This is a genomic window from uncultured Oceanisphaera sp., from assembly GCF_947495715.1.
In the GTDB taxonomy this organism is placed as follows: Bacteria; Pseudomonadota; Gammaproteobacteria; order Enterobacterales; family Aeromonadaceae; genus Oceanimonas; species Oceanimonas sediminis.
The window spans coordinates 1-17,560 of sequence record NZ_CANLZU010000026.1 but is presented as its reverse complement, the minus strand read 5'-3'; the positions used below and the strand labels follow the sequence as shown (position 1 = coordinate 17,560).

The 17,560-nt window shown below is 59.8% G+C and carries 16 protein-coding genes and 1 tRNA gene; 10 read left to right on the top strand and 7 right to left on the bottom strand.

Features of this window, described 5'->3' with window-relative positions:
* Positions 1-17: 17 nt before the first annotated feature.
* Both Q0753_RS14950 and Q0753_RS14945 read left to right on the top strand, forming a co-directional pair.
* The gene (locus Q0753_RS14950) at positions 18-1,472 is read left to right on the top strand and encodes an AAA family ATPase (RefSeq protein ID WP_298722864.1); all 1,455 of its coding nucleotides are present in this window, start codon (positions 18-20) and stop codon (positions 1,470-1,472) included.
* A gap of 3 nt (positions 1,473-1,475) precedes the next feature.
* Positions 1,476-2,903 (top strand): VWA domain-containing protein, encoded by a 1,428-nt coding sequence (locus Q0753_RS14945; protein ID WP_298722861.1) that lies wholly within the window; start codon positions 1,476-1,478, stop codon positions 2,901-2,903.
* A 7-nt stretch (positions 2,904-2,910) separates the two neighbouring features.
* On the opposite strand, the gene Q0753_RS14940 is transcribed toward Q0753_RS14945, so the two are convergent.
* Positions 2,911-3,348, bottom strand: coding sequence for an N-acetyltransferase (locus Q0753_RS14940; RefSeq protein ID WP_298722858.1), 438 nt, complete (start codon positions 3,346-3,348; stop codon positions 2,911-2,913).
* 486 nt (positions 3,349-3,834) lie between these two features.
* Here Q0753_RS14940 and Q0753_RS14935 point away from each other — a divergent pair, with 486 nt between their 5' ends.
* Positions 3,835-5,211, top strand: a complete 1,377-nt coding sequence (locus Q0753_RS14935) for a nodulation protein NfeD (RefSeq protein WP_298722855.1) — start codon at positions 3,835-3,837, stop codon at positions 5,209-5,211.
* Entirely contained in the window at positions 5,208-6,011 is an 804-nt protein-coding gene (locus tag Q0753_RS14930; protein WP_298722852.1) for a slipin family protein, read from the top strand. The genes Q0753_RS14935 and Q0753_RS14930 overlap by 4 nt, the downstream gene beginning before the upstream one ends.
* Before the next feature lie 660 nt (positions 6,012-6,671).
* On the opposite strand, the gene kdsA is transcribed toward Q0753_RS14930, so the two are convergent.
* From kdsA to hemA, 5 genes are read right to left on the bottom strand one after another with little or no spacing between them, the layout of a single operon-like run.
* Complete coding sequence (kdsA, locus tag Q0753_RS14925) at positions 6,672-7,520, bottom strand: 3-deoxy-8-phosphooctulonate synthase (RefSeq protein WP_104486797.1); 849 nt, start codon at positions 7,518-7,520, stop codon at positions 6,672-6,674.
* An 11-nt stretch (positions 7,521-7,531) separates the two neighbouring features.
* Entirely contained in the window at positions 7,532-8,362 is an 831-nt protein-coding gene (locus Q0753_RS14920; RefSeq protein WP_298722842.1) for a tetratricopeptide repeat protein, read from the bottom strand.
* Positions 8,340-9,197: a peptide chain release factor N(5)-glutamine methyltransferase gene (gene prmC, locus Q0753_RS14915; RefSeq protein ID WP_298722839.1), complete on the bottom strand. Its 858-nt coding sequence runs from the start codon at positions 9,195-9,197 to the stop codon at positions 8,340-8,342. The genes Q0753_RS14920 and prmC overlap by 23 nt, the downstream gene beginning before the upstream one ends.
* The gene (prfA, locus tag Q0753_RS14910) at positions 9,197-10,282 is read right to left on the bottom strand and encodes a peptide chain release factor 1 (protein ID WP_298722836.1); all 1,086 of its coding nucleotides are present in this window, start codon (positions 10,280-10,282) and stop codon (positions 9,197-9,199) included. The genes prmC and prfA overlap by 1 nt, the downstream gene beginning before the upstream one ends.
* Positions 10,283-10,305: 23 nt before the next feature.
* On the bottom strand, positions 10,306-11,565 hold the full coding sequence (hemA, locus tag Q0753_RS14905) for a glutamyl-tRNA reductase (protein ID WP_298722833.1): 1,260 nt from the start codon (positions 11,563-11,565) through the stop codon (positions 10,306-10,308).
* Between the two features lie 122 nt (positions 11,566-11,687).
* Here hemA and lolB point away from each other — a divergent pair, with 122 nt between their 5' ends.
* The 3 genes from lolB to Q0753_RS14890 all read left to right on the top strand — a co-directional run bounded on the left by lolB (position 11,688) and on the right by Q0753_RS14890 (position 14,340).
* Complete coding sequence (gene lolB, locus Q0753_RS14900) at positions 11,688-12,263, top strand: lipoprotein insertase outer membrane protein LolB (RefSeq protein WP_298722830.1); 576 nt, start codon at positions 11,688-11,690, stop codon at positions 12,261-12,263.
* Positions 12,263-13,132: a 4-(cytidine 5'-diphospho)-2-C-methyl-D-erythritol kinase gene (ispE, locus tag Q0753_RS14895; protein ID WP_298722924.1), complete on the top strand. Its 870-nt coding sequence runs from the start codon at positions 12,263-12,265 to the stop codon at positions 13,130-13,132. Before lolB ends, ispE begins: the two co-directional genes overlap by 1 nt.
* 260 nt (positions 13,133-13,392) lie before the next feature.
* Positions 13,393-14,340 carry a ribose-phosphate pyrophosphokinase gene (locus tag Q0753_RS14890; protein ID WP_298722827.1) on the top strand — a complete coding sequence of 316 codons (948 nt, stop codon included), beginning with the start codon at positions 13,393-13,395 and terminating at the stop codon, positions 14,338-14,340.
* 242 nt (positions 14,341-14,582) lie between these two features.
* Here the strand turns inward: Q0753_RS14890 and Q0753_RS14885 are convergent, their stop codons facing one another.
* Positions 14,583-15,311, bottom strand: coding sequence for a TSUP family transporter (locus tag Q0753_RS14885; RefSeq protein WP_298722824.1), 729 nt, complete (start codon positions 15,309-15,311; stop codon positions 14,583-14,585).
* A gap of 194 nt (positions 15,312-15,505) precedes the next feature.
* Between Q0753_RS14885 and pth the strand changes: the two genes are divergently transcribed.
* From pth to Q0753_RS14870, 3 genes are all read left to right on the top strand, one after another.
* Entirely contained in the window at positions 15,506-16,102 is a 597-nt protein-coding gene (pth, locus tag Q0753_RS14880) for an aminoacyl-tRNA hydrolase (protein WP_298722821.1), read from the top strand.
* Between the two features lie 32 nt (positions 16,103-16,134).
* The gene (gene ychF / locus Q0753_RS14875) at positions 16,135-17,226 is read left to right on the top strand and encodes a redox-regulated ATPase YchF (RefSeq protein WP_298722818.1); all 1,092 of its coding nucleotides are present in this window, start codon (positions 16,135-16,137) and stop codon (positions 17,224-17,226) included.
* Positions 17,227-17,484: 258 nt separating this feature from the next.
* Positions 17,485-17,558: transfer RNA gene (locus tag Q0753_RS14870), tRNA-Met, on the top strand.
* Positions 17,559-17,560: the final 2 nt, after the last annotated feature.

The window sequence follows — 17,560 nt, the reverse complement described above, 5'->3', positions numbered from 1 at the left end:
ACTTACAGGTCTGGCACATGGTCGTAAAACCCCGTATCGCAGCATTAATCAACCATTTGCAGCAAGGGCTGCTGGAACGGGACACCCCAGCCAGGCTGGCGTTGCTGGCGGCCCTGTCCGGTGAACACCTGCTGCTGCTGGGCCCACCCGGTACCGCCAAGAGTGAACTGGCCCGCCGCCTGCACACCCTGGTGGATGACGGCCGTTACTTCGAGCGGCGGCTGACCCGCTTTTCGGTACCGGAAGAACTGTTCGGCCCGCTGTCCATCAAGGCGCTGGAGCAGGACCGTTACCTGCGCCAGACCAAAGGCTACCTGCCGGAAGCCGCCATCGCCTTTATCGACGAAATCTTCAAGGCCAACAGCGCCATCCTCAACAGCCTGCTGACCCTGCTCAACGAACGCCAGTTCGACAACGGCAGCGAACGGGTGCGAGTGCCGCTGGTTTCGGTGATCGCCGCCAGCAACGAGCTGCCCGACGGAGCCGAGCTGAACGCGCTATACGACCGTTTTCTGCTGCGTTTTCAGGTGGCGCCGATACAGGACGACAGCTTTACCGCCCTGCTGACCCTGAATCACGATTATCAAGCACCCTCGCCCGAGCAATGCCTGAGCCGGGACGATCTGAGTGCCATTCGCGACGGCGCCGAGCAACTGCAGCTGGCCGATGCGCTGATCCGGCTGCTGCACAGCCTGCGTGCCTTTCTGGCCGAGCAGGATATTCCGGTGTCGGATCGACGCTGGCGCAAGGTGGTCAAGCTGCTCAAGGTGTCCGCCTTCTGCAATGGCGAGACCGAAGCCGGCCTGTTTGATGCCTGGTTGTTGCCCCACTGCCTGTGGCAGCAACCGGAGCAGTTCGAGCAACTGAACGACTGGCTGCACCGGCACATCGCCGCCGATCCGGGCTTCAGCCCCGAACTGATCACCGAGCTGGTCGACAGCTGGCAGCAACGGCTGGAGCAGGATGCGGATCCTGTGCTGCCGGCATTGAACGAACAGGGCTATCAGCTCTATCTGGACGAGCAGGGCCAGCCGGTCACCGAAGCCCGGGGCCAGCGCCCGCGCCGCAATGCCAGGGGCGAGCCCCTCTTTCGTCAGCCCCGGTTGCCGGACGCCAGCTTTACCGCCGATGAAATTCGCAACCTCGGCGGCAGTCTGGACCAATACCAGCCGCTGCTGGAAAGCTATCAGCGCCCCACCGCCCTGCAGCCCAAGGCCTGGCCGGCGACGCACATCGCCTCGCGTCTGCGCCAGCTCGATGAACGTATCGACGAGCTGACCCATTATCTCGGCTGGCTGGGTCAGCAGCTGAACGGCCTGAGCGAGCGCCTGCGCCAGCACCTGTGGCTGGAGCAGGATCTGGCCACTCAGGCGACGCGCCAGCTGGAGCGGCAGCAACAGCAATTGCAACAGCAACGGGAACGGTTGCAACAGCTGCACCGTGACTTTGCCGCCCTGCCGGTCGAGGACTGACCCGTGAGCGCCCCTTTGCCGCCCGGACTGAGCCCACTGGCATCGATTCCGGAACACCTGTTTGCGCTGGTGGTGACCCACCCGATCGGCAGCCTGCTGCCCAGGGCCACCCAGGTGCAACACATGCTGGAACAACTGGATAAGGGCAAACTGCCCCGGCCCGGTAGCTGGCTCAACAGCAGTACCGAACGCCGACTTCGCCAGTTACTGGTGCGCTCCGGCGCGCTGGATTACTGCAAGCAAACCCCGGAAGTGGCCCAGGCGGTGGTGCAGGACATTCTGCTGGCGCTGGAGCAGGTAGAGCTGAGCTGGCCGGCCACCGCCATAGGGCTGACGCTGCACGGAACTCCGGCCAGCCTGGCACAAGCCCGCGCCCGGGCACGCCATACTCGCAGCGAGCTGAACAAGCTGGCCGAACAGTGGCAGCACAGGGTCAGCCTGTGGCAGTCACTGGATCAGGTGGCGGAAGAGCTGGGCATAGCCCCGGCCATCGGCACCGACCAGAACAGCGGCCAGCTACGCGATCGCGCCTGGTTTGATCTGTTGCGGCTCAGTCAGTGGGTGGCACAAATTCAGCCATTGCAGCGCCTGCTGCAGTTGCTGGGCCAGCAAAGGCCGAACCCGGAGCAAAGCGCCAGCCTGAGCCGGCTGATGCAGCAGATGAGCCCGAAGGAGCAAGGTCCGCAGGAGCGAAAAATACCCGGTGTTCCGATGGAAACCCAGGGCATTACCCGCTCCGACAATCTGGCCCGTATGCTGCCGCTGGAGGCGGCCTTCATGGGCCACGAGGTACTGCACATGCTGTGGCATGCCCGCCGGGCCGAGCAGGGATTACTCAGCTATGCGGTGGCCGGGGTCATGCCCATCGACGCCGGCAACGACTGGACGTCTCCCCGCTCCGGCAAGGGCGAAGGTGCCGGTCAGGGTCTGCAACAGGGACCCCTTATTCTGTGTCTGGATACCTCGGCTTCCATGCACGGCATGGCAGAGCAGGTCTCGAAAGCGCTGGTGCTTGAAACCCTGCGCCTGGCCAAAAAACAGAATCGAGGTTGTCTTATCTACCTGTTCGGCGGCGCCGATGAACTGCTGACCCTGGATAACCAAACACTGACCCTGCCCGAGCTGCTGGACATGCTGCGCGGCTCCTTCAGCGGCGGCACCGACGTCAATACGCCGCTGCAGGCGGCCTTGCAGCGGCTGCAGCAGCAAGGCTGGCAGCAGGCGGATATTCTGCTGGTGAGCGACGGCGAGTTTCAGGTCGACGCCGCCCTGCGCCAGCAGGTAGACCAGGCCAAGGAAAAGCAGGGGGTGCGCCTGTTCGGGTTACAGCTTGGCTATGCCACCGCCCTGCACGCCATGAGCCAGCTATGCGATCCGGTGCATCTGTTCAGCGACTGGAAAAGCCTGGAGCAGGCCGCACGCCTGCAGTAATGGCCGTTTATCCCCGGCGCAGCAAGACCTGCCGGGGTTCGCCGGGTCCGAAATAATCCGGCTCCTCAGTCTCAAATTCAAATCCCAGCGAGCGGTAGAGTCCCGCCGCCGGGTTATTCGGGTGTACGGTCAAGCGTTGCTCGCAACAGCCGCGCTGTGCCAGCTCGGCCAGCAATCGTTGCAGCAATGCCCTGCCGATCCCCAGGCCCCGCTGCCGTTCATCCACCGCCAGCGACAGAATCCAGCCCTGCTCTTTCGCCTCGCCCATGCTGCCCAGGGCATATCCCACAAGCCCCGCTTCGCTTTCCGCCACCAGCAGGGTGCCCGGCCACAGATCAAGCGCCTGACGAATAAAAAAATCAGGATAGCCGTGTTCACCAAAGCCTCCCAGCTCCAGCCGAAAGACCTCACCCAAATCGGCCTTGGTCGCCGCTCTTATCTTCATTCTCACTCCCGGGCCTGCATGTCGGCCAATGCTCGTTACATGGCGGTAAATGGTAAAGCAAAGTCCGCCGTCGGCATAATGCTGACGGCTTTCTCCTAGCCACAAGTCTACTGGTTTGCTAGTACGTACAAAGAGACATCAGGGTTACCTCTTCCGACACGCTACAAGTACATATATGTAACGCTCACACATGCCATCCGTGGCATGTGATGGTCGGCTGAGCCAATCCCTGCCGTCTCTTCTTGACAACTGAGTATCCGGTTGACGATGCCAACAGGAGACGCCAATACATCAAGGAGGACAAAGGGATCTGCTCCAGCGACCGTTGGTGCCATGGATGGCGCCGTCGAGCCTCCATGGATGGATTCACGGCGGGTCGGTGGAGCGGGCTCTTTGTCCGGGATTGAGCCCCCAAAGGCGGTCAAATAACAACCAAACCGATGTCATGCACTAAGCTCTAATGAGGATGGAACTGGAGAAAATAAGATGAGCTGGCGTGGGCCGTTATTATTGTTAGTGCTGTTATTGTGGCTGGGGCTGGGAATGCAGGCGTTGGCGCAAGAGCGTTACTGGCAGCTTGACGTCAAGGGCGGCATCGGCCCCGGCACCTCGGACTTTATCGTCACCGAGCTGAATCAGGCACAGACAGAGAAACCCGCCTTCGTACTGCTGAACATGGACACCCCCGGTGGCCTTTACAGCGCCACCCGGGACATCATCACCGCCATACTGGAATCACGCATACCGGTCGTGGTCTATGTGTCACCCGGTGGCGCCCGTGCCGCCTCGGCCGGCACCTATATTCTCTATGCCAGCCATGTGGCCGTCATGGCGCCGGGTACCCATCTGGGCGCGGCCACGCCGGTGCAGATAGGCGGCCCCTCCCTGCCTGGTACACCGACCGAAAAAGACAAGAGCACAGACAAGAGTGAAGACGAAGACCCGCAGGATACGTCGTCTCCCGGTAGCACCGCCATGGAACGCAAGACCCTGAACGATGCCATCGCCTATATTCGTTCTCTGGCCCAGCTGCGCGGACGCAACGCCGACTGGGCCGAGCTGGCGGTACGCGATGCCGCTACTCTCACCGCCACCGAGGCGCTGGACAAAAATGTCATCGAGCTGATCGCCGACGATATACCGGCCCTGCTGCAGGGCCTTGACGGTCGCACACTGGAGCTACACGGCAGCAGCTATACCTTTGCCAGCTCCGGACTGCAGGGCGAGCAGCGCCAGCCCGACTGGCGCCAGCGCTTTATCATCACCATCAGCAACCCCAATATCGCCTATCTGCTGATGCTGGTCGGCGTCTATGGTCTCCTGCTGGAGTTTTACAGCCCCGGCTTCGGCGTGGCCGGGGTCACCGGCGCCATCTGCCTGATGCTGGCCTTGCTGGCGTTGCAGATGCTGCCGTTCAGTACCGCCGGACTGGCCCTGCTGGGGCTGGGACTCGCATTGATGGTGGCCGAGGGGCTCTCTCCCAGTTTCGGTATTCTGGGCGGTGGTGGCCTGGTCGCTTTCGTCATCGGATCCGTGCTTCTGTTCGACACCCCGGATCAGGCATTCAGGGTGGCCTGGCCTTTTATCGCCGCCTTTACCCTGTTTTCACTGACCCTGATCCTGGTGGTGGTGCGAATGCTGGTTAAACAACGTCATGCCGCGCCGGTGTCGGGCGCAAACGCCATGATCGGGGAACAGGGCATCGCCCTGACCATCATTGACCCCACCGGCACCGTTATGGTGCAGGGCGAACGCTGGCAGGCCCGCAGCCGGCAACCCGTTGCCGCCCATCAGCCCATAGTGGTGCTGGCGGTAGAAGATCTCACCCTCAACGTCGCTCCGGCGAAGGAGACTCCGTCATGATCATCGATTTTCTCTACTTCCAGCTGCTGATAGTGATCCTGGTGGTGATGCTGTTTGCCAGCATGTTTCGAATACTGCGGGAATACGAACGGGGGGTGATCTTCCTGCTGGGGCGTTTTTACAAGATAAAGGGGCCCGGTTTCATCATCCTGATCCCCTTCGTGCAGCAAATGGTGCGGGTCGATCTGCGTATCATTACCATGGACGTGCCGTCGCAGGATCTGATCTCCAGAGACAACGTCACGGTACGGGTGAATGCGGTGCTCTATTTCCGGGTGCTGGATCCGCAGAAGGCCATCATCAATATCGAAAACTTTCTGGAGGCCACCAGTCAGCTGGCCCAGACCACCATGAGATCGGTGTTGGGTCAGCATGAGCTGGACGAGATCCTCTCGGCCCGGGACACCCTCAATGCAGACTTGCAACGAATTCTGGATCAGAGCACCGACAACTGGGGTATCAAGGTCACGGCGGTAGAGATCAAACACGTCGATCTGGACGAGTCGATGATCCGCGCCATCGCCCGCCAGGCCGAGGCCGAACGGTCGCGTCGGGCCAAGGTCATTCACGCCACCGGTGAGCTGGAAGCCTCCAGGCAGTTGCTGGAAGCCGCTCGCATGCTGGGCCAGCAGCCGGAAGCGATACAATTGCGTTATCTGCAGACGTTGACCGAAATTACCAACGACAACAGCAAGATCATCGTGTTTCCACTGCCGATGGATCTGGGCAAGCTGCTGCAGCCCATCATAGAGCCGGCCGCTGCACCGAAAGATCCCCAGTCACCCAGCGAGATCACCTGATCCCTAGGGGGGTAAAACGTTAAAACCACAGCCAGATTTTTCTGTGGGTCACCTTGTAGGCCCCACTTCAGTGGGGCTATGTAATACCAACCCCAGTAATGATCTGGTCATATTAAGGCCTCAGATCAGAGGCAACACAGCCGCCTCCCACGATACGCCACTGGGCTAGCCATCTTTGCTGGATAACGGCTGCGAATATTCACTGGATATTTGGTCCATTACCCAACAAAGATATACGGCAGCAAGCTGCCCCATAGGGGCTCGGAAATGCCGTCTGACCGCCAGGGAGGGCGGGAATGCCGGAACGGCAGGAGCATTTTCCGGCCTTGGCATTTCACGGTCGTGGGAGCCGTTCTCTGTTGCCTCTTCTGGAACACCGAGTTGTCCGCAGATGTCGCCTACAGGCAACTCTCTGGCGTCAGGGAGGATAAAGGGATCTGCTCCGCCGACCCTCCGCGCCAAGGATGGCGCGGTGGAGCCTACATGGAGGTATTCACGGCGTGTCGGCGGAGCTGGCCCTTTGTCCGACCTTTGTAGAGCAACCAAATAGATCAGTTATTTAATCAGCTTGGTATAAAAAGCTCCCGACTAAAGTCGGGCCGACAGGGAGCCATTAAAAAGCCCGGCTATTCAGCCGGGCTTTTTAGTTAGAAGTATTTTTTAGTTCGAGGTATCCAGCGGCTCGAAGTTTTTCACCAGTTCATCCAGCGCCTTCAGCTGGGCCAGGAAGGGTTCGAGCTTGGCCAGCGGCAGGGCGCTGGGGCCGTCGCACTTGGCGTTGGCCGGATCCGGGTGCGCTTCAAGAAACAGGCCTGCCATGCCGGTGGCCAGGCCGGCGCGCGCCAGATCCACGATTTGCTCGCGACGGCCGCCCGAGGCTTCACCCAATGGGTCACGACACTGCAGGGCGTGAGTCACGTCGAAGATAATGGGCGCGCCACCGGTGGCCTGTTTCATTACGCCGAAGCCCAGCATGTCGACCACTAAATTGTCGTAACCGAAGTTGGCACCGCGCTCACACAGCATCAGCCGGTCGTTGCCGCATTCGATAAATTTATCGACGATATTCTTCATCTGCCCCGGGCTCAGGAACTGGGGCTTCTTGATGTTGATCACCCGGCCGGTTCTGGCCATGGCTTCCACCAGATCGGTCTGTCGCGCCAGAAAGGCCGGTAACTGGATCACGTCCGCCACTTCGGCCACCGGTGCCGCCTGATGGGGTTCGTGCAAATCGGTGATCACCGGTACCTTGAAGGTGTCCTTCACTTCCTGCAGCAGTTTCATGCCCTCTTCCAGGCCGGGGCCACGAAAGGAATGAATGGAGGAACGGTTGGCCTTGTCCCAGCTGGCCTTGAACACATAGGGAATACCGAGCTTGTCGGTCACCTTGACGTAATGCTCGCAGGCCCGCATGGCCAGATCGCGCGACTCCAGTACGTTGATACCGCCGAACAACACGAAGGGCTGATCGTTGGCAACGGGAATATGATTGATATGAACGGTTTTCATCAAGACTGCTCCTAATGGAGGGTTTTGGGGCCCAGATCCAGGGCCACTATCTGGGCTTTGAGCACATCGGCCACCGGATCTTCCGGGCAGTGCTCGATAAAGAACTCAAAATCATCGGCGGCAAGCTGATCGCAGTCGAGTTGCTCGAACAGAAATCCCCGATCACGCCGTTCAAACGGACAGTCGGGCTTGAGCTTGAGCAACAGCTGGCTGCAGGCCAGGGCCTGGGAAAATTGCTTGTGATGAATAAACGACGCCTTGGTCACGTTCAGCAGTCGGGTCAGTATCTCCAGCTTTTCGGCGGCCTTGAGATGATTGGGTTTGATGCGGGCCAGGTTACCCCGGGCACCACGCAGCAATTGCTCCATTTCATGACGAGACAAGTGACGGCCGGTGAAGGGGTCGATAACCACGCCTTCTTTCTTGAACCAGACACGCACCAGAAAATGCCCCGGAAAGCCGATACCCTCGGCCTTGATCCCGAAACGCTCGCACAGGTGCAGCAACAGAATACCCAGGGTCACCGGAATGCCGCGACGACGGCTCAGTACCCGGTTCATCAGGCAGTTATCGCTGGAGAAAAAGCGCTCCCAGTCACCCGTCACGCCCAAGGGGCCATAGAGTGCCGACAGCAACTGCTGCGCCGTTGGCGTGTCTTGCGCCTGCTCTTGCTGCTGATTCGGCAACTGCTCGGCCAGTTCCCGCTCCAGGCCAAAGAGACTGATCTCCGCCTGATCCCGTGCCTTGAGCCCGTAGAGGCTTTCCACCACGTCCAGTGCCAGCGTCATCAGACTACGAGGCTCGTCGCTTGACCAGCCATCACTGATGTTTGTTTTCAGCATTCAGCCTCCCGGGCCACTGTGCCAATGTTATTCGTTCCTGACCGCCATAATCGCGCAGGGTTTCCACTTGCTGGTAGCCCAGCGCCGACAAGTCGTTGCGCACCAGGGCGCCCTGCTGCCAACCGTGTTCCAGCAGCAACCAACCACCAGGCTCAAGATGCTCGCGAGACTGGTCAATCAAATAATGCAGATCCGCCATGCCCTGCTGCTCCGCCACCAGCGCCGACGCCGGCTCGAAACGCACATCTCCTGATTGTAAATGAGCATCGGCGGCGTCGATATAGGGCGGGTTGGACAGTATCATATCAAAACGCTGGCCGGTCAGCGGCGCGAACCAGCTGCCCTGGCGTACCTCAACATCCAGCTCCAACCGAGTGGCGTTACGCCGGGCCAGCGCCGCGGCGTCGGGGTTGTATTCCACCGCCAGCACCGTATCGGCCGGACGTTCGCTTTTCAGTGCTAGGGCAATGGCGCCGGTACCGGTGCCCAGATCCACCAGGGTGGCCGGCCGCGCAGGCAAACGGGCCAGGGCCGCCTCGATGATGATTTCGGTGTCGGGTCGAGGGATCAGGGTGGCGGGTGACACTTCCAGCGCCAGCGACCAGAATTCGCGCTCGCCGGTCAGATAGGCCACCGGCTCACCGCTCTTCCGGCGGGCCAACAGGGCCGTCAGCTGCTCACTCTCGGCCGCCGTCGGCTCGTATTCCGGCCACGTCAGCAGAAAACTGCGCGGTTTGGCCAGCACATGACACAGCAATACGTCCGCATCCACCGCCGGCGACTCGCCCCCCGCCAGTTGCGCTCGCAGCCACTGCCGCCATTGCGCCAGGGTCATTACTGCTCCGCCAGCGAGGCCAGCAAATCGGCCTGGTGTTCCTGCAATATCGGCTGGGTCAGCATGTCGAGCTGACCTTCCAGCACTTCGCTCAGCCGGTACAGGGTCAGGTTGATACGATGATCCGACACTCGCCCCTGCGGGTAGTTGTAGGTTCGAATGCGGTCGGAGCGATCGCCGGTGCCCAGCAGGTTGCGACGGGTGTTCTGTTCTTCGGCATGGCGCTTGTCCTGCTCCATCTGCGCCAGCCGCGAGTTCAGTACCGCCATCGCCTTGGCCCGGTTTTTATGCTGCGAACGTTCATCCTGGCATTCCACTACCATGCCGGACGGCAGGTGGGTAATACGAATGGCCGAGTCGGTTTTGTTGACGTGCTGACCACCGGCGCCGGAGGCCCGAAAGGTGTCGATCTTGAGATCGGCGGGGTTGATGTCGATGGCTTCGGCTTCCGGCACCTCGGGCATCACCGCCACGGTACAGGCGGAGGTATGAATACGGCCCTGCGACTCGGTCTCGGGCACCCGTTGCACCCGATGGCCGCCCGACTCGAACTTGAGTTGACCGTAGACGCCGACTCCTTCGATGCGGGCAATCAGCTCCTTGAAACCGCCATGCTCGCCCTCGTTGGCGCTGATGATTTCCACCCGCCAGCGTTGCTGCTCGGCGTAACGGCTGTACATGCGAAACAGGTCGCCGGCGAAGATGGCAGCCTCGTCGCCGCCAGCACCGGCGCGGATTTCCAGAAAGCAGTTGTTGTCGTCGTTGGGATCCTTTGGCAGCAGCAGTATCTGCAGCTCGACGCTCAGGGCTTCGATGGTGTCCTTGGCGGCGTCGATTTCTTCCTGCGCCATCAGCTTCATCTCGGCGTCGTCTTCCGCCAGCATCTCTTTGCCGGCAGCCAGGTCGGCTTCGGCCTGACGATAACGGCGAAAACAGCCGACTACGTCTTCCAGTTGGGAATATTCACGAGTCAGGGCCCGGTAGCGGTCCTGATTATTGATAACAGAGGCTTCGCCCAGCAGCGCCTGCACCTCTTCGTAACGCTCCTGCAGGCCTTCCAGTTTCTTCAGTATGGATATGTTCATGATGTCTCGCCGCTGTGGCTCAATCAGCGCTGACCAAGCTTCAGGCTCTGGGCCAGCACGGCCAGGATTTCCTGCTCGCCGTCTTTGCCCGCCTGGTTCAGCGCCTGAGTAGGAGTGTGGATCAGTTTGTTGGTAAGCCGACGTGCCAGCCGCTGCATGGTTTGCGCGGCATCTTCGCCGTGAGCCAGCGCCCGTAGGGCATGGTCCAGTTCCTGCTGTTGTAACTGCTCGGCCTGGCTGCGGTAATCGCGGATCAGGTTCACCGACTCGAGCGAGCGGAACCAGGCCATGAATTGATCCCGCTCATCCAGAATGATGAGTTCGGCCTGACCGGCGGCCCGTTTGCGGCTCTCCAGATTCTGCTCGATGATGCCCTGTAAATCATCCACCGTGTACAGATAGGCGTCGTTAAGCTCATCGACTTCGGGCTCGATATCCCGTGGCACTGCGATGTCGACCAGCAGAATGGGCTGCTGGCGACGCGCCTTGAGCGCCCGCTCTACCATGCCCTTGCCGATGATCGGCAGGGGGCTGGCGGTGGAGCTGATCACGATATCGGCCTTGGGCAGATAGTCGGGAATCTGCTCCAGGGTCATCACCTCGGCACCAAACTCCTGCGCCAGGTTCTGGGCCCGATCCAGGGTACGGTTGGCCACCATCATTTTGGTGACCGACTGTTCCTTGAGATGACGCGCCACCAGTTCGACGGTTTCACCCGCCCCCACCAGCAACACCCGGGTACGGCTGAGATCGGAGAAGATACGCTTGGCCAGACTGACGGCGGCAAAGGCCACCGACACCGCACTGGCACCAATTTCGGTTTCGGTGCGCACCCGCTTGGCCACGGAAAACGTCTTCTGAAACAACCGTTCCAGCACGCCCTTGAGAGAGCCGACCTGATGCGACTGGCCATAGGCCTGCTTGATCTGACCCAGTATTTGCGGCTCTCCCAACACCAGGGAGTCCAGACCACAGGAAACCCGCATCAAGTGTCGTGCGGCCTCTTCGCCGCTGTGCTGATACAGACAGGCGGTCAGTTCATCTTCATCCAGCCGATGAAAATGCTGCAGCCAGTGCCGCACCGAATCGCTGTCGCCATCGGGTTCCAGACAGCAGTAAAGCTCGGTGCGGTTACAAGTCGACAGTATCACCACCTCGTTTACGCCTTGGGTATGCATCAGCTCCCGAAGTGCCTTGGGGGCAAGTTCAGGTCCGAATGCCACCCGTTCGCGCAGGGCGACGGAAGCTGTCTTGTGATTAATTCCCAGTACCAACAGGTTCATGAGGGTTTTGCGCGGCTCACAGCATCTTTCGAATAGCCGGCTATTGTACGAGAAAGACCGGGGCTTTAAAAGGCGCTGACCTTGCCCTTATACTGACGACAAATTTCATTCCGGGGTTATCCGTGCGTATTTTACTGTTCATCTTTGCTTTGCTGTGGCTGTCGGGCTGTGCCTACCAGGCTCAGCAAGCCCCCGTCGGCTCCTGGCAAGCCCAGAAAACCACCCTGGCTCAATTGCAGCAATGGCAGCTGTCGGCGCGGCTCGGCATTATCACCCCCGATGAACGTGGCAGCCTCAGCCTGTTCTGGCGTCAGAACAGCGATGACTACCGCATGAACCTGACCAATGTGGTCGGCAAGCGGGTGTTCGATTTGAGTCGGCGTCAGGGGCTGGTGGTACTGACCGACAGCGAGGGCCGGCAACACCAGGCGACCGATGCCCGCGAGCTGGTGTTTCGCCTCACCGGCTGGGATCTGCCGGTCGAGCAGTTGTCGTACTGGATAAAGGGCCTGCCGGGGGAAGCGGATCAGGTGGAATATGATGCCGACGGGCGCCCCGAAACCATAGTGGCCCATGGCTGGCGACTGCGTTATCTGGGCTATACCCGGATTGACGGGCTCTGGCTGCCCAGCCGGCTCGATCTGAGCCACGACACCACCACCCTGCGTCTGGCCATCAACCAATGGGAGCTGAAATGATGATGGTGCTGCCGGCTCCGGCCAAGCTGAATCTGTTTCTGTACATTACCGGCCGCCGGGATGACGGTTACCACAACCTGCAAACCCTGTTTCAGTTTGTCGACCACGGTGACAGCCTGGGCTTCGAGCCCGCCCCCGACGGCGAGCTGTCGCTGCATCCCGCTCTGCCCGGGGTGACCGAGGAACAAAATCTGATCATCAAGGCCGCCCGTCTGCTGCAACACCACACCGGCTGCACCCGGGGGGCGCGCATTCACCTGACCAAGCGCCTGCCGATGGGTGGTGGCCTGGGCGGTGGCTCCAGCGATGCCGCCACCACCCTGGTGGCCCTGAACCGGTTATGGCAGCTCGGGTTGCCAACAGAACAACTGGCACAACTGGGGCTGACACTCGGTGCCGATGTGCCGGTATTTATCCGCGGCCAGGCCGCCTTTGCCGAAGGCGTGGGCGACATTCTGACTCCGGCTCACCCGCCAGAGCCCTGGTATCTGGTGCTGCATCCCGAGATTGAAGTGGCCACCGCCGCCGTGTTCAACGACCCGGAACTCCCCCGTAACAGCCCGGTATTAAGCCTGCAACAACGGCTGGCGTTACCCTGGCAAAACGATTGTGAACCCCTGGTCAAAAAGCACCACCCCGAGGTTGCCAAGCTCCTTGGCTGGTTGCTAGAATACGCGCCGTCAAGAATGACGGGCACCGGAGCCTGTATTTTCGCCAGTTTTGGCAGCCGGGAAAAGGCAGAACAAACCCTGGCAAAGGCACCGGAAGGCACACGCGGATTTGTCGCGAAAGGCTGCAATTTATCGCCACTTTTCAGTGCATTACAGAAAATGGACGCCGCCACCCCGTCATCAAACACGGCAACCTAGACAACGATTGCAGAAACCGGGGATGGGCCCTGTTTCGCTCTTGGTTTCAAGAGTCAATCGGTTGTTCAGTGACACCTGCAGGACGACAGAGCACAAGGCCCACTTGCCGTCCGGGTTTTTAACCCGACTACCTGCCAGGCGCACGACAGACTAGAATAGAATTCTAAAACAGGCTGGATAGCGGATGTTTGTTCCGTGATAACGGGTTCACGGCCCCGTCCAGTCTCGCCACCCATGAAGCAACCCCGAGGTTTTCAACCGTGCCCGACATGAAGCTGTTTGCTGGTAATGCTACGCCGGAACTCGCCCAACGTATCGCCGACCGTCTTTTCATCAAACTGAGTGCTGCCGATGTCGGCCGTTTCAGTGATGGCGAAATCAGCGTTCAAATCAACGAAAATGTACGGGGCGGCGATGTCTTCATCATCCAGTCTACCTGTGCTCCGACCAACGACAACCTGATGGAACTGATCGTGATGGTGGATGCGTTGCGTCGTGCCTCCGCCGGTCGTATCACCGCGGTTATCCCCTACTTCGGTTATGCCCGTCAGGATCGTCGTGTACGCTCTTCTCGTGTGCCGATTACCGCCAAGGTAGTGGCCGACTTCCTGTCCAGCGTGGGTGTTGATCGGGTGTTGACCGTTGACCTGCACGCCGAACAGATTCAGGGTTTCTTCGATGTGCCGGTAGACAATGTCTTCGGTACCCCGGTGCTGCTGGAAGACATGAAAGCCAAGAACCTGCAGGATGCCGTGGTGGTTTCACCCGATATCGGTGGTGTGGTTCGCGCTCGTGCCGTGGCCAAGCTGCTGGACGAAACCGACATCGCCATCATCGACAAGCGTCGTCCCCGCGCCAACGTGTCTCAGGTGATGCACCTGATCGGTGACGTTGAAGGCCGTGACTGCGTGATCGTCGACGACATGATCGACACCGGTGGTACCCTGTGCAAGGCCGCCGAAGCCCTGAAAGAGCGCGGCGCCAAGCGGGTATTTGCCTACGCCACTCACGCCGTGTTCTCCGGCAACGCCGCTCAGAACATCAAGGATTCCGTGATCGATGAAGTCATCATCACCGACTCGGTTCCGCTGAGCGAAGAGATGAAGGCACTGGACAAGGTCAAGCAATTGTCTCTGTCGCCGATGCTGGCCGAAGCCATTCGTCGCATCAGCAACGAAGAATCCATCTCCGCCATGTTCGAGCAGTAAGCACTGAGAGCCTGAAGCGTTAAGCTGAAAGCCGAAAGTCAAAAAGCCCGCGAATTCGCGGGCTTTTTTTGTGGATGGGACTGGGGACTGGGGACTGGGGACTGGGGACTGGGGACTGGGGACTGGGCATCATGCTCCGTTTTAGCGGGACTGCAAGACTACAGGCGACTTGATTGGTTCGGACTGAACCAGAACCTTCAGACTCTTTACCAGTCCTGTTCCCCAATCCCCAATCCCCGCAGTTACCCGTAAAACCGCACAAAGTAATAGCCGCTGAGACCGATACCAAAGGCCACTATGCCCCAGGCCAGCAGCTTCGGTCTGATCCACACCAGCACCCTGGCCCCCAGCTTGCCCCCCAGCAGATAACCCAGCGCCAGCAACAAGGCTTCATGCCAGTACACCAGCCCCGACAACGAATACACCAGTATGGTGGCACCGCTGGCCAGCATCGACAGATACAGCTTGATCGCATGCTGCTGCAGATTTGACCCCAGACGTAGCTGGCCGCACAGCGCCATCAGCAAGACCCCCAGGCCGCCCCCGAAGAAGCCGCCGTAAAAACTGCCGCCCAGTAACATGGGCCAGGCCCGGCGACGCAACTGCAGCGGCCCCTCGGAGCCGGAGCGGCTCAACAGCTGGCGTCCGTAGAGCACACTCACCCCCAGCAACAGCCAGGGCACCAGATAGTTGAAGTTATCCGCATGAAATTGCACCAGCGTCAGGGCACCCAGGCCGCCGCCCAGCAGACCGATCAGGGTCAGCGCCAGCAGAGGTCCCTGGCTCAACTGGCGACGAATGCCCCAGAAGGCGCTGACATAACCCGGCCAGGACGCCACGCTGGCGGTAGCCACCGCACCGGTACTGGGCAGCCCCAGCGCCAGCAAGGCCGGCAGGGTGAAAAAAAGACCGCCGCCGGCCAGGGCATTGACCACCCCGGCCAGCAGCGACCAGCCTAATAATTCGAACATGATGTTATTCCGTAGCAGAGGAGTTCTGGGTGTAAAATGAACGATCATACACCCAAATTATGAAAAACAATAACAACAAACATTGTAAATAATACTGTTCAAACCGCCTATTATGGTCGATTGGTTCGACCGAGGTGGCCATTATTGCCGCTCTTAATTAGAATATGGCGTCATTTTAACGGCCGACTCAGCATATGCACTCTATCGAACTGATTGTCGGGCTCGCTAACCCGGGCCCCGAATACGCCCAGACTCGCCATAATGCCGGCGCCTGGTATGTGGCCGAGCTGGCCCGGATGCACGGCGGCCAGCTGAAAGAAGAAGGCAAGTTCTTCGGCTGGACCAGCCGGGTACGCATCCAGGGCAAAGATGTCCGCCTGCTGATCCCGGCCACCTTCATGAACCGTTCGGGCAAGGCGGTGGCTGCCATGGCCAATTTTTACCGGATACCGCCCGAGTCGATTCTGGTGGCCCACGACGAACTGGATCTTCCTCCGGGTAGCGCCCGCTTCAAGCAGGGCGGCGGCCACGGCGGTCATAATGGCCTGCGCGATACCATCAGCAGCCTGGGTAACAACAAGGATTTTTACCGTCTGCGCATTGGCATCGGTCACCCGGGCCACAAGTCTCAGGTCGCCGGCTTTGTACTGACCAAGGCACCGGCCGCCGAGCACAGCCTGCTGGAAGCCGCCGTCGACGAGGCCGCTCGCTGCACCGATATTTTATTTAACGATGGCATGAACAAGGCAATGAATCGCCTGCATGCTTTTAACGCCGACTCCACCAAGTAACTCTTTTAGTCATCACTTTCAGGACACTCATCATGGGTTTTAAATGCGGTATCGTGGGCCTGCCCAATGTAGGCAAATCCACCCTGTTCAACGCGCTGACCAAGGCCGGTATCGAAGCCGCCAACTTTCCGTTCTGCACCATAGAGCCGAACACCGGCGTGGTGCCGATGCCGGACAAGCGTCTGGATGCCCTGGCCGAAATCGTCAAGCCTCAGCGCATACTGCCCACCTCGATGGAATTTGTGGACATCGCCGGCCTGGTCGCCGGTGCCTCCAAGGGGGAAGGTCTGGGTAACAAATTCCTGGCCAACATTCGTGAAACCGACGCCATCGGCCACGTGGTGCGCTGCTTCGACGATGACAATATCGTGCACGTATCCGGCAAGGTGTCGCCCAAGGACGATATCGACGTTATCAATATCGAACTGGCACTGGCGGATCTGGACACCTGCGAGCGTGCCATCCATCGTAACGCCAAGAAGGCCAAGGGCGGCGACCAGGATGCCAAATTTGAAGTGGCGGTACTGGAAAAATTACTGCCGGCACTGGAAGAAGCCAGGGTACTGCGCAGCGTCGAACTGACCAAGGAAGAAAAGGCGGCCATCGACTACCTGAACTTCCTCACCATCAAGCCCACCATGTACATTGCCAACGTCAATGACGACGGCTTCGAGGACAACCCCTACCTGGCCCAGGTAATGGAAATCGCCGCCGCCGAAAACGCCGTCGTGGTACCGGTGTGCGCCGCCATGGAGTCGGAAATTGCCGAACTGGATGCGGAAGAAGCCGCCGAATTCATGGCCGATCTGGGTCTGGAAGAGCCGGGCCTGAACCGGGTGATCCGCGCCGGTTACGAGCTGCTCAACCTGCAGACCTACTTCACCGCCGGGGTGAAGGAAGTACGCGCCTGGACCATCCCCGTGGGTGCCACTGCCCCCCAGGCGGCCGGTAAAATTCACACCGACTTCGAGAAAGGCTTTATTCGCGCCCAAACCATCGCCTATGAAGACTTCATCACCTACAAGGGCGAACAGGGTGCCAAGGAAGCCGGCAAGCAGCGCGCCGAAGGCAAAGACTACATCGTCAAAGACGGCGATGTGATGAACTTCCTGTTCAACGTCTAAATACACCTGAGGGACTGGGGACCCGATCCCCAGTCCCTGCTCCCCCGCCTATTCCCTATTCCCTATTCCCTAATCCCTAATCCTCTCGCCGTGTTGTAAATCTCACCGGGTTTTGTATAGTCTCTCGGCAACCCGTTCAGTTTCTGGCCAAACAATTGAGAAGGTCAAACTTTTCGGGAAAAAACGGTTGACGCTTTTGGCCCGGATACGCATAATGCGCCCCGTTCGGTGACGAGACGTCATCAACGAGAAAGCAATGGCTATGTAGCTCAGTTGGTTAGAGCACATCACTCATAATGATGGGGTCGCAGGTTCGAATCCCGCCATAGCCACC

Coding starts and splice junctions, on each gene's coding strand:
- Q0753_RS14950 (WP_298722864.1), top strand. CDS start 18: ATGGTCGTAAAACCCCGTATCGCAGCATTAATCAACCATTTGCAGCAA.
- Q0753_RS14940 (WP_298722858.1), bottom strand. CDS start 3,348: ATGAAGATAAGAGCGGCGACCAAGGCCGATTTGGGTGAGGTCTTTCGG.
- Q0753_RS14935 (WP_298722855.1), top strand. CDS start 3,835: ATGAGCTGGCGTGGGCCGTTATTATTGTTAGTGCTGTTATTGTGGCTG.
- Q0753_RS14930 (WP_298722852.1), top strand. CDS start 5,208: ATGATCATCGATTTTCTCTACTTCCAGCTGCTGATAGTGATCCTGGTG.
- kdsA (WP_104486797.1), bottom strand. CDS start 7,520: ATGAAAACCGTTCATATCAATCATATTCCCGTTGCCAACGATCAGCCC.
- Q0753_RS14920 (WP_298722842.1), bottom strand. CDS start 8,362: ATGCTGAAAACAAACATCAGTGATGGCTGGTCAAGCGACGAGCCTCGT.
- prmC (WP_298722839.1), bottom strand. CDS start 9,197: ATGACCCTGGCGCAATGGCGGCAGTGGCTGCGAGCGCAACTGGCGGGG.
- prfA (WP_298722836.1), bottom strand. CDS start 10,282: ATGAACATATCCATACTGAAGAAACTGGAAGGCCTGCAGGAGCGTTAC.
- hemA (WP_298722833.1), bottom strand. CDS start 11,565: ATGAACCTGTTGGTACTGGGAATTAATCACAAGACAGCTTCCGTCGCC.
- ispE (WP_298722924.1), top strand. CDS start 12,263: ATGATGGTGCTGCCGGCTCCGGCCAAGCTGAATCTGTTTCTGTACATT.
- Q0753_RS14885 (WP_298722824.1), bottom strand. CDS start 15,311: ATGTTCGAATTATTAGGCTGGTCGCTGCTGGCCGGGGTGGTCAATGCC.
- pth (WP_298722821.1), top strand. CDS start 15,506: ATGCACTCTATCGAACTGATTGTCGGGCTCGCTAACCCGGGCCCCGAA.
- ychF (WP_298722818.1), top strand. CDS start 16,135: ATGGGTTTTAAATGCGGTATCGTGGGCCTGCCCAATGTAGGCAAATCC.